General features: G+C 41.8%; 8 protein-coding genes and 1 pseudogene. 5 read left to right on the forward strand and 4 right to left on the reverse strand.

The annotated features are described in order from the left end of the window. Nucleotides 1–116: 116 nt before the first annotated feature. On the forward strand, nucleotides 117–911 hold the full coding sequence (locus tag Xish_RS11160) for a phage tail tip fiber protein (RefSeq protein ID WP_425275029.1): 795 nt from the start codon (nucleotides 117–119) through the stop codon (nucleotides 909–911). Between the two features lie 26 nt (nucleotides 912–937). Beyond that, the gene (locus tag Xish_RS11165) at nucleotides 938–2,320 is read left to right on the forward strand and encodes a phage tail fiber protein (protein ID WP_099117921.1); all 1,383 of its coding nucleotides are present in this window, start codon (nucleotides 938–940) and stop codon (nucleotides 2,318–2,320) included. A gap of 104 nt (nucleotides 2,321–2,424) precedes the next feature. Here the strand turns inward: Xish_RS11165 and Xish_RS11170 are convergent, their stop codons facing one another. The 3 genes from Xish_RS11170 to Xish_RS11180 all read right to left on the reverse strand — a co-directional run bounded on the left by Xish_RS11170 (nucleotide 2,425) and on the right by Xish_RS11180 (nucleotide 6,147). Beyond that, nucleotides 2,425–3,456, reverse strand: coding sequence for a hypothetical protein (locus Xish_RS11170; RefSeq protein WP_244186007.1), 1,032 nt, complete (start codon nucleotides 3,454–3,456; stop codon nucleotides 2,425–2,427). Nucleotides 3,457–3,702: 246 nt separating this feature from the next. Beyond that, entirely contained in the window at nucleotides 3,703–4,437 is a 735-nt protein-coding gene (locus tag Xish_RS11175; protein WP_244186008.1) for a phage tail protein, read from the reverse strand. Nucleotides 4,438–5,055: 618 nt separating this feature from the next. Further along, entirely contained in the window at nucleotides 5,056–6,147 is a 1,092-nt protein-coding gene (locus tag Xish_RS11180) for a tyrosine-type recombinase/integrase (RefSeq protein WP_099117923.1), read from the reverse strand. A gap of 87 nt (nucleotides 6,148–6,234) precedes the next feature. On the opposite strand from Xish_RS11180, the pseudogene dusA reads away from it, so the two are divergent. Beyond that, nucleotides 6,235–7,271 (forward strand): annotated as a pseudogene (gene dusA / locus Xish_RS11185) (tRNA dihydrouridine(20/20a) synthase DusA). Between the two features lie 24 nt (nucleotides 7,272–7,295). On the opposite strand, the gene Xish_RS11190 reads toward dusA, so the two are convergent. After that, the gene (locus tag Xish_RS11190) at nucleotides 7,296–8,279 is read right to left on the reverse strand and encodes a quinone oxidoreductase (protein ID WP_099117924.1); all 984 of its coding nucleotides are present in this window, start codon (nucleotides 8,277–8,279) and stop codon (nucleotides 7,296–7,298) included. A gap of 787 nt (nucleotides 8,280–9,066) precedes the next feature. Between Xish_RS11190 and Xish_RS11195 the strand changes: the two genes are divergently transcribed. Both Xish_RS11195 and Xish_RS11200 read left to right on the forward strand, forming a co-directional pair. Then, nucleotides 9,067–9,555, forward strand: coding sequence for a hypothetical protein (locus Xish_RS11195; protein WP_099117925.1), 489 nt, complete (start codon nucleotides 9,067–9,069; stop codon nucleotides 9,553–9,555). Nucleotides 9,556–10,163: 608 nt separating this feature from the next. Continuing rightward, entirely contained in the window at nucleotides 10,164–11,441 is a 1,278-nt protein-coding gene (locus Xish_RS11200; RefSeq protein ID WP_167383259.1) for an MFS transporter, read from the forward strand. The last annotated feature ends 3 nt before the right edge of the window (nucleotides 11,442–11,444 follow it).

The raw sequence follows: 11,444 nt of genomic DNA on the forward strand, positions 1-11,444 counted from the left end.
AGGCGAGTGTACTAGAAAACAAAAAGGCCATTACGAAAGTGGATTCGGCTCTGGCTGAGAGTGAGCAGCGTACACAGGCTCAGTTTAAAGATCAGTCAGCGGTAATTAGTAGCAAAATGCAGGCGGAGTTTAGTCAGAATGCCGGTTACGCCATCCACAGCGTCAACATCACCATTAACCGCAACGGCACAAAATATAACGCAGGTGGCATGGTGATTAGCGGTGAATTCAAGAATGGCAATCTGGAATCGTATATCGGGTTTTCTGCCAACAACTTTGCGTTTTTTAACCCAGCTAACGGCAAATTAGAACCGTTTATGACGGTGAAGAACGGTCAGGTGTTTATCAGGGACGGGTTTATCGAAAATGGCAGCATTACTAACGCCAAAATCGGCAATTACATCCAATCCAGAGATTATACTGCGGGTCGGGCGGGGTGGAAAATTGATAAATCCGGTTTTGCTGAGTTTGGTAATATCAAGGCGAGGGGCGAGATTAACGCGACATCAGGTTCACTAAGGAATGTCACCATCGAAGAGGACTGCAAAATCAAAGGAACATTGTCAGTTAATAATATCGTTGGCGACATTGTGAAAGTTTATACAATGTATGAAGGGAGTCTGACTATACCACCGTCACCGTTCGATCGTGTTGTTGTCATTCCCGCATTGCAAATTTCAGCAAAATCAAGCAAACAGGCGTGGGTGGCGTTAAATGGGAACACAATATGTCGGGCGAGGACATATGCGACTAGCATGGGCGGGTATTCTAATGGCTATATTTCTGTGAGTGGTTATGTTCCGTCAGTTATTACAGGCTATGGAGTATTACCGAAAAACGTACCCGGGGCAATTCAATATTACCAAGAAGGGGATGCATTTATGATAACTATTCTGGCATTCAAAGCATAACCAATTCATTCTCAGGAACCACAACCATGTACTATGCAGGCACTATTAGCACCGTGTCCGGCTCGGCTATTGTCCGCGGCACGGGCACGCAATTTATAGCGAATATCAACGGCGTTGCCTCTGGACAGATTATATTAATCCGGTCAGGCAACAACAATTTAATCCACATGATTCAAGCGGTGAACTCCGATACCGAGCTGGTATTGGTCGATACCATTCCCGTCACCCTGAATAACGTAAAATACCAGATTCAGACCACCGTTCCGAATTCCATTTCGGATGGGGTCAGGCACATGGTGGCGATTAACAGCTATATCATCCAGTTCCTCCAGAACATGGACAAATGGATGTCACAGAATGGGACAATCAACGTGACCTTGCCGAATGGCCAAACAGTATCGTTGCAGTCGATACGGGCATTGCAGGCGGCGATGCTGGATAAGAACAAGAACGGAGCGGATATTCCAAATAAATCGGCGTTTGTGGGCAACCTTGGCTTGACGGACACGCAGGATTTAGTGAAAAAAGTTATCCATTCGTCCGGGAACTGGATAATGGTGGGGGATGAGAGTAAGCAGGGTTGGTTGGGAAAAAGCGATAATGATATTTATGTCGGGAACTCCAAATCCAATAAGTATCTGGAACTCAAGGATGATGGGCAGTTGAAGTATGGCGGTACTCAGATTATCAAGCAGGGTGATTTTGGTGTGGGTTCCCATGATTTATTTGGTAACAATGATGCAGGTTATCTTTGGAATATTGCCGGGGATCAACCCACGGGATTTTACAGTTACACGCCTAAGTCACATCAGGATGAACAATGGGGTTCATTCATCAAACTGCGCTGGAATGAAGGAAACCAGCAGTATCTGATATTCCCTAACTTTGGTGCGGATGCGATGCGGATTGTCAGGTATATTAGTGGCGATACCTGGTCAGATCATACTGTCTGGACAACAGGCAATACCACCGTTGATGGTAGCGGTTACCTCAAAAAAGGTTCCCCTATTATCCAAATCCACCCGACCGGTAAATTCACCACTAACGACGAATCCGAAGGCGCGACGGTTGAACGTCTGTCCGAGGGCGTCTATCTCATCAAAAACGTGCTGGGGTTTAATGCTGATGCGGCATGGGGCGGTGTTGATGGTGGGGTTGAGATACCGCTGTGCAAAAATAAATTGCCGTTGATTTGGGTGGATTACAAAGTTCTGCCCGATGGCGCCATCAAATTAATGACTTACCATCGTGAGCACATCGGCGCACCCACATTCGCCAGAAATATACAAGAGGGTTACGTTGACGGTGACCCGATTGATATCCCCATCGGTCGGTCTATATCTGTCCGTGTCCAGATGCCAGAGAATTCTATCTGGAATCAGCAACAAAGATTATCTGAGTCAAAATAATACAGGGGCACTATGCCCCTTATGCCAGCAGATTCGGTGTGGAATGTGAGGGGGGGGGTGGGACGTGATGGGAAAAAGCCCTCGAAGGGAGGGCTAAAGTAAGGTTAGCTTTTAGGAACTATTGATATAAGCTGTCCTACAGAAATATGATTATTTTCTCTGATTTCAACATAGTTTATTGTAAGTAACGTCTCTTGAGCTACTGCATCTGTGAATTCTTTCAATTCATTTGTAGTGGTGACATCACTGGTTGTTTTAATTACAAAGGTATCATCTGTATTTGCGTTAGTAACAGTGATGCTAATGTCTTGGTTGAGAGGACCGATTCTACTTACTCCTTTTATGTAAAATTCGTCAGTTTTTGTGATCTTCACTCTATCAATCGATTGCCTTTGATTATACGTATTTAATTGCTCGCGATTGATAATTCTGTTTCCTATAGAAACACTTTCAACAGTAACATCCTGTGATAGTTGCTTTAAGAATTTAGCCTGCCCATCACTTCCGTGTGCTAATATTTCTCTGCTGGTTGATGTCTGGCCAGTTTTCAATAATTCCAAAGCATTTTTTTGGGACTCAACAACAGCTCCAGTTGACGCTTTCACTAGCTCAGCCTGAATTGTGGCGCTAGCTCTTTGTGTTTTCCAGTATTCATCGATTAATTTCCATCCAACCGTACTGCAAGCAATGATGGTGACAACAACAGCACATAATGCCTGTCTTCCTGTCATTCTGCCTATCGCTGCTCTAAACACGCTGGACGCTCCGTTAATTAAGTGTTCTGTGGTTCCGTTAGCTTGGCTGGAACCTTCGCTAATATGATAAACTATATCAAGTAGTTGTTTATCTGCATTCGTTAATCTTTGTAGGTTCTGCGAGCCATATCTAACTACAGCATACGCCCTTTGGATTTCTTCTGTTAATGAAGCGATGCCAAATAGCATAGATGCGGTAATGGATGATTTGTATCGGCTGGGGTCCCCTTTTACATTAATATTAATAGTTGGCCAGCCAATGAATTTTATATCAGGAAAATCAAATTGATCTGAGTCAAGGTTTTCTTTACTCATCATCGTATTGATAAATGAATAAAAATCATCCTCTGATTTTATGGTAAAGGCCTGCTGAGATCCCATTGATTACCCCTTCAATTAGTTCTATTTCTTGTCTTTTATTATTCATTGGTGAAGTGGCTCATGATATTAAATCACTTCCCCTAATATGTGATCGGAATATTCCTAATCTGTGAAGTGAAAAGAAAGCTAATTTATCGAAATGTGATAAAAAATATATTTCAAATTAAAACTGTATCTTGTGGTTATTATTGATGAGGTTGACATAATAAACCCGCAGGAAGTTGCGGGTTAGACTATTGCTCGGAATTAAGCGGCTCTGACTATGTAATTGAAGGCTATATTGCGGGGGCGGGTTTCTGATGCGGTTCTAGCAACCCTAGATGCATCAAAACTCCAATCACCGTTTGCAGCGAATGATCCTACGTTATGCCCTGCCCAGTCAATCGTATTAAATCTCGCCTGAAAAGCTCCATTCGCGCGCGGAGCCTCAACCCCTTTTACCATTCCGAGTGATCCTGTAATATTTTGCAACGCATCAGTCTGTTCCGATAAAATCTGGCGCCCGTTATCTATTCCACGCCTCTCATCCCAGCCACGAATAAACTCGCCGCGTAAGTCAGGAAGCACACCAGATGGATAAGCAATAGCAAGTTTTGGATATCTTGCTATATCAAATGAGTCACCGTTGCACATCAACCAACCTTCTGGTGGTGTTTCTGTCGGCCAAGGAACGGGAACTCCAACAGGCAAGGCTAAGTTAGCATTATCATTTGCATTATTGGCATTTTGATTGGCTGTATTAGCTAAATCATACACTTCTTTCACCGCTTTGGATGTTGCCACGGTCATTTCATTGTCGCTGCTAACATCATTACTTAACGTAACGAATCCCGGTTCTGTCTGAGTTGCATATGGGTGATCGCGGCCTTGGGCGTGTTCTTCAATAGCTTCTTTGATTGAATCTTTGACATATTCCGGTGTTGCAACGACAACAAGGCCATCATCGTCTAAGGCTATTACGTCAGGCTTTTTATCTTGCATATTCATTCCCTCATTTCATCAACAATACAATTGCTAAGTAACATGAAGGCGGTGGGATACTACTCCGCCCGTGAACATCAATAAAATCGGTTCATCAATACTGGATAGGACTTCTTGGGTTAGAATGGCACAGAATGGCAGATAGCATATTAACAAAATCTATTTGCCTATGGCTGACTGATAAAACCTAGCATTTAAAAAGGATAATTACCCCCTTTAACTTAACCCCTTGATATCTCTTATTTCTGTCAGAGAACCAGAATTCTTGCCCTGAGCGAGAAATGAGCAAAATCAACATGTTAGCTAAGGGTGGGATTTCCCGTCTTTTTGGCTTCTTCCGTTTCAAACGGAGCGATTAAATACCGCTCACAGCCGTCATTTGAAATCGCAGCAGTGCACTTGTTTAACTTTATTCTGGGGAAATTAACTACAGGGATCTCTTTAGTTTAAGGAGCCACCAGCTTCGGAGGTTCCTTCTTCTTCACTGAACATAATGACTACGAGACTTATTTGGAAAATTCCAAAAAAGGTCGTCTGTGAGCCGAGAATCCTAATCAACATTGTTAATTGGGATTTAAAAGCCCATTTATGTTAAAGGGCGGATTGCTGTCCTTGGGATTACTCTTCTTTCTGCTGCATTAGTTTATTGAATTTTTCATGCAACGATTGTGGGTACAGTTCCGTATACACCTGCCATAATACATTCAGTGAACGATGTCCGGTGACCTGCGCCACTTCTTCAATGGAAAAGCCAGCTTCAAATAAGCGGCTTGCTCCTTCTCTGCGTAGATCGTGGTAACGGAGGTCTTCGATGCCTAGGGCGTTGCGGACCCTCTGAAATCCTGCTGTTACGCTTTTGGCGTTGTAAGGAAATATTAGTTCACTTGTTTTTGGTTGACGTTGAATTATTTCCCATGCCTCCCCCAATAACGGAACAGACATGTGATTTCCCGTTTTCTTTCTTGGGTCTTTTCTATCCCTTACAACAACAGATCTCTGTTTTTCGTCTACATCATCCCATCTGATTTTGCAGACCTCGCCTATGCGCATGCAGCTTAAAATTGAGAAATTTAAGATATCTTCATAGGGTATTTTACCTTCTCTATGATTACTGCGTTTACGTAATCCAATAATAAGCTTATCGATCTCATCTTGCGCAGGCCTTCGACTACGACGTTGAGACTTTCCAATTAACCCCATTTGAGTTAGTAAAGGACGTGCTTCATATGCAGGATTTGATACATAGTCTATGTTATAGATTGGCTTGGCTGATTTTAATACTGATGTTAAATAACTAACATCATGATTAATGGTTGACGGAGTAACACCAGTAGAATGTCTTTGTTTGCAATACTCAATGACATGACTAACTGATAGCTCTGAAAGTGCTAGTTTCGCTAATTCACTATCTAAGAGCATATCTAATACATATTTTTTAGTTCTTCCTGCTTTCCCACCCAAAGCTGGATCATTGATGTATTTGTACAGCAAATCACCGACTGTTAAATTCTCGGCATCGTTCTGCGTGGGAATTCCGTTTTGTTCTAGTTCAGCCACTCGCTGAGCACCCCATGTTTTAGCGTGAGACTGCTTTCCGAATGTGCGATTCTCTCTATAGATGTATTTACCACCAGATTTAACACCAACAGTGCAACGATAGCGAACAGTGCCATCTGCGCGTGGGCGCTTTTCTATGCTATAGTAGGCCATCTTTAATACTCTCCTATTCAGGTCCCCAAATTAATGGGGTTCTGTTTGGGGTGCTAATAATTCAAAAATAGCCCAAAATAGCCTGAAATGCACGAAAATATACAGATACAAAAATATAATGAATTCACTGTAATATCAACGAACGCGAGAATATTTAAGTCTTCCCGCTTCTCCGTTGCCCCCATGTTGGACTGGACAGATCGCCACTGTCGTTACTTCCATCGCTTATTAAGCAAAGAGGCGCTGCTTTACACGGAAATGGTCACAACAGGCGCGATTATTCATGGCAAAGGGGATTATCTGGCCTATAACGAGCAAGAACATCCATTGGCACTGCAATTGGGGGCAGTGATCCTCAAGCATTGGCGCAGTGTGCCAAGATCGCGCAGGAAAGGGGTTACGATGAAATCAATCTGAATGTGGGTTGTCCTTCTGATCGTGTGCAGAATGGTCGTTTTGGTGCTTGTCTGATGGGAGAAGCGGCGCTGGTAGCTGATTGTATTAAGGCAATGCAGGATGTAGTGGATATCCCTGTTACGGTTAAAACCCGCATCGGAATTGATGAACAGGATAGCTACGAGTTTCTGTGTGATTTCATTGATACTGTCGTGAAAAACAGCAATTGTGATAATTTTATTATCCATGCGCGTAAAGCGTGGCTGTCTGGTTTAAGTCCGAAAGAAAACCGCGAAATTCCACCCTTGGATTACCCGCGTGTTTATCAATTGAAACAAGATTTTCCACAACTGACGCTATCAATTAATGGCGGTATTAAATCGTTGGAAGAGGCCAAACAGCATTTGCAGTATATGGATGGTGTGATGGTTGGGCGAGAAGCCTACCAAAATCCCTCCATTCTGGCACATGTGGATTGTGAATTATTTGACCAAACAATTCCAGTGACCAATACGGTTGATGCGGTTAAGGCGCTTTATCCTTATATTGAACAAGAATTATCAAAAGGCACTTATTTAGGACATATCACCCGCCATATTTTAGGGATTTTCCAAGGAATTCCTGGGGCACGCCAGTGGCGTCGTCATTTAAGTGAAAACGCCCATAAGCCGGGCGCTGATATTATGATTGTAGAGAAAGCATTGGAAATGGTAACAGAGCGGATGTAATCCGCTCAGGTGTTTTGTCTGATATTATGGGATCAATAAGCTGGAACCGTGGGTTGCACGGCTTTCCAGTGTCTGATGAGCTTTTACCGCTTCACTCAGTGGAAATTTCTGGTTTTCTGGGACGTCCACATTGATTTTGTCGCTGGCAATTAAATCAAACAGTGTCTTGCTGGCTTTTGCCAACTCCTCGCGGGTAGTGATATAGCCATTAAGAGAAGGGCGGGTGAGAAATAGTGAACCTTTCTGATTGAGGATACCCAAATTTACTCCAGTTACCGGCCCTGAAGCGTTACCAAAACTGACCATCAAACCTTGTCGTTTCAGGCAATCCAGTGAATCCAGCCATGTCTCTTTGCCAACAGAATCGTATACGACACTAACTTTTTCTCCGCCAGTAATAGCCAAAACACGTTCAACAATATTCTCGCGACGATAGTTGATGGTTTGCCATGCACCTGCTGCTTTGGCGAGCATCGCTTTTTCGTCTGAACCTACTGTTCCAATCAACTTCGCACCCAGTGCTTCTGCCCACTGGCAAGCAATCAAGCCAACACCACCGGCGGCGGCATGAAATAAAATGGTTTCTCCTGCCCGGAGCTTATGTGTTAAATTGAACAGATAGTAAACAGTCAAGCCTTTTAAAAATGATGCAGCAGCCTGCTCGAACGAGATCTCATCCGGCAACAGTGCTAACTTACTTTCAGAAACATTGTGTATTTCACTGTAAGCACCTAAGGCTGACTGAGCATAAACCACTCGATCACCGACTTTAATTGATGTCACACTGGAGCCAATTTGAGTGACAATACCAGCGGCTTCTGTTCCCAAGCCACAGGGCAGGCTGGCTGGTGGGTATAAGCCACTGCGTATGTAGGTATCAATATAATTAATGCCAATGGCTTTGTTTTCGACTTGTACTTCATCAGGAGCAAGGTCAGTAGGTGTAAATTCACAATATCGGAGTACTTCTGGGCCGCCAATGGCGGATAATTCGATGTGTTTTGCCATAGTAACTCTCTCATTATGTTAGAAATATTGGGAGCAGCCTTGTGCGTTTGCAATGAAAGAACCGCAAATCGCGTTAATATATTTGAAGCCCTTACAGGCTATATATATTTACTTTGTGTTTTGAAGTTTGTCCATGATTATTATTTTTATATAAATATTAAATAATTAATCATTAGACTGTATGTCGTTACAGTATTTATTGACGTTTTTCCCCTCTTGCAGCACACTGCGTATTGTAGCGGTCAAGAAATACCGAACACATTTTTAGCCTCTTTCCTAGCTTGAAGTTAAAAAGGTCAAAGTGCATGGTTTTCTCTCTCAAAAAGAGAGTATAAGATCACAGCTATTCTTTCGAATCAATAGATTTGTTTTTGATTAAAGAATGTTCATTATCTTACCTTGAGTTAAAAGTTTCTTGAATGCCGCTTCAGCAAATTAATGGAAATGAACAGGAAATATGAATTTTTCATCATTATGATAATTTATATATTTTTTATAATATACTTCTAAAGTCATTTCTCTTTAAATAAAGAATTATTCCTGACAAAAAACAAATAAACTTTATCAAACAAAGAAAATATCATATCTGCCAATTAAAAAAGCAAACTCAAACTTTATTTTCATTTATCCCTGCTATACTTAAAAGTATCGGAGATGAATATCCCCGTAGTTTTTCAAGTTGCATCGAAATGGTCTGCGATTAATTTTGAAATCCATAAGATATATAACTATTTTTAAACTTTCAGCCTTGCTGCCCATTTTATTATTAATATGGAGGAAAAATAAAATGAAATCACTTAAAAAACACACAGCATATAGTTTATGTTTGATCAGTATGTTTTTTGCAAACAACGCTGTTTCTTCTGCGTATTATAATATGCATTTCATAAACAATAGTAACACTGCCGAAGTGACTATTACACGTACAAACTACGACTGCATGTATGATACTGGACCATCTCCCATTAAATTAAAACCTCAAAAAGATATCTCCTTTGATGTAGAAGATAGTAATAATCTATTTGGCGGTTGCTATGATCACACAAAAGATATTGTCTGGTCTGTTGATTATTCTCAAGGTTCTAATACAATCCACTGCGGTGTAATATTTGACCATAGTAACGATGATATAGATAACGTCTGGCGAACCTTTTTTTTAAAAACATATCCAATATGTCAGCTTCCAATTAAGTTTACCTGTGACGGTAGTGAACAGGCTTGTAAGGATGGACTAGCCGCTAAGCACAAGCAACAGCTAACCATGACAATTAACTGAGGAAAGTTTAGCCAATCGGCATTGTGTTGGAATATTGCAAAACATCTGATGCAAATGTGACAACCCATGATAATATTCCGCGGTGGTGAACCACTGTTGTATCCCTGCCACCGCGGTTGTTATGTAGCGGTCAAGAAATACCGGACACATTTTTAACCTCTTTTGCTAAAGATGAAATTATTTTAATCTCAATGTTTTTATCACGATTTATGTATTTTATTTAATTATAATTAAATAATTTTGGTGTACTCTTGCATAAGAAGATATGAAATAAAACCTTATAAAAATAAAAAACAGCGCTGCATTCTAAAAAGGCGGCAGTAACACCTATTATTATAAGTTTGTGCCAAATCTCAGTGCCAGCAAAATCACAGGGTATGATCTGTCCTATGGTTCATTAAAGAATATGCTTTTTGCTCAATGGATAGCCAAAACCAATAACTTAAAAAATATGACTATTTCCCCGGTATCAGCTTTGATTGGCGAAAGATACATCTGGCTTTCTCATGAGTCAATTTAGCTATAGTGTGTTTATTCGATACAGCTTTTTCTAATAAACACATAAAATAGAGCCGCTTTTAATCGTTTATATCCTTGATGGGGTCACAATGTCCATTCAACACGACAAATTCGGGCGTACTTATCAGTGGTTTTTGCTGATACTTTTAGGCATAGTCTATTTTTTATCCACAGCAACAACCTTTACGTCATTGGGTGTTGTCCTGCCGAGTATGATTAATGAACTAGGTTGGAGTTGGACAAATGCAGGGCTAGGATTCACATTGCTTGGCCTGACTTGCGGGCTATCCAGTTTTCTGCCAACAATATTTATCCGCAGAGTTGGCGTTCGCTTTACCCTGTTTATCGGCTTGCTGATTTTTTTAGCGGGTTTCTACAATCTTTATCACACATACGCTATTTCATCGTATTTTCTTGGTACGGCTTTAATTGGTGTCGGTTTTACTTTTCTGGCGACAGTACCAGGCACCTATGTGATTTCACGACTATATGAGAAACAATCCCTGGCTTTTGGTTTCTACTTCACGATAGGTGGACTAGGTGGGGTAATTGGCCCGTGGATCTACTTTCTGGCAAGCCGCATTTGGGGAACATGGCGAATGCATTGGATGATTTCCGCCATTATCCTCTCCATCTTCGTTATCCTGACGATTATCATTCTTCGGGAAGGTAAACGGGAAGTTGCTCACGCCAAGGCCGTAAACCAGAAACATAGCAATCAGGATACTCCCAGTATTTATCGCACTAGGCAACGTTGGACCGCACGTCAGGCACTACGGACATGGCAATTTTATGTGATTGCAGCAACTTACACCGCATTTTTATGGTGTGGCATTACCGTCAACAGTTTTGCGGTTGCCCATATTATCGAAAATGGTTTCAGCGAAGCCATCGCCGCAGGATTACTCAGTACAATGGCCTTTATCAATGCCTTTTCCAGATTGATCGGGGGCGCAGTCGGGGAATGGATAGATCCGAAGAAATTACTGATAGGTAGTCTGGCTATCATTATTCTTGGCTTAATTGCTTTGAGTATTGCCTCGTCATGGCTATTCTTGATTGCGTTCACGGTGTGCGTCGGGATGGGATATGGCATGACCTTCCTTGCCTCCAGTGTCTTACTCGCTAACTACTTTGGCCGCAAGCCTTATCTGGAACTGTTTTCTATCATGAACCTGATATCCACTCTGGCTTGTCTGGCGCCTTTTTTTGCGGGTGCTATCAAAGATTATTCAGGCAGTTTTACCTCTGCATTCCTGATTATTGCCCTCCCCGTATTTGTTGTTCTTGCCGTAACATTAATGATGAAACCACCGGCTCATAAAATGAGAAAACGCGTGGTTGAAAATACCCGATCTACTGAATAAGGT

This window comes from Xenorhabdus ishibashii (assembly GCF_002632755.1).
GTDB classification, from domain to species: domain Bacteria; phylum Pseudomonadota; class Gammaproteobacteria; order Enterobacterales; family Enterobacteriaceae; genus Xenorhabdus; species Xenorhabdus ishibashii.

Coding starts and splice junctions, on each gene's coding strand:
- Xish_RS11175 (WP_244186008.1), bottom strand. CDS start 4,437: ATGCAAGATAAAAAGCCTGACGTAATAGCCTTAGACGATGATGGCCTT.
- Xish_RS11180 (WP_099117923.1), bottom strand. CDS start 6,147: ATGGCCTACTATAGCATAGAAAAGCGCCCACGCGCAGATGGCACTGTT.
- Xish_RS11160 (WP_425275029.1), top strand. CDS start 117: ATGCAGGCGGAGTTTAGTCAGAATGCCGGTTACGCCATCCACAGCGTC.
- Xish_RS11190 (WP_099117924.1), bottom strand. CDS start 8,279: ATGGCAAAACACATCGAATTATCCGCCATTGGCGGCCCAGAAGTACTC.
- Xish_RS11195 (WP_099117925.1), top strand. CDS start 9,067: ATGAAATCACTTAAAAAACACACAGCATATAGTTTATGTTTGATCAGT.
- Xish_RS11170 (WP_244186007.1), bottom strand. CDS start 3,456: ATGGGATCTCAGCAGGCCTTTACCATAAAATCAGAGGATGATTTTTAT.
- Xish_RS11200 (WP_167383259.1), top strand. CDS start 10,164: ATGTCCATTCAACACGACAAATTCGGGCGTACTTATCAGTGGTTTTTG.
- Xish_RS11165 (WP_099117921.1), top strand. CDS start 938: ATGTACTATGCAGGCACTATTAGCACCGTGTCCGGCTCGGCTATTGTC.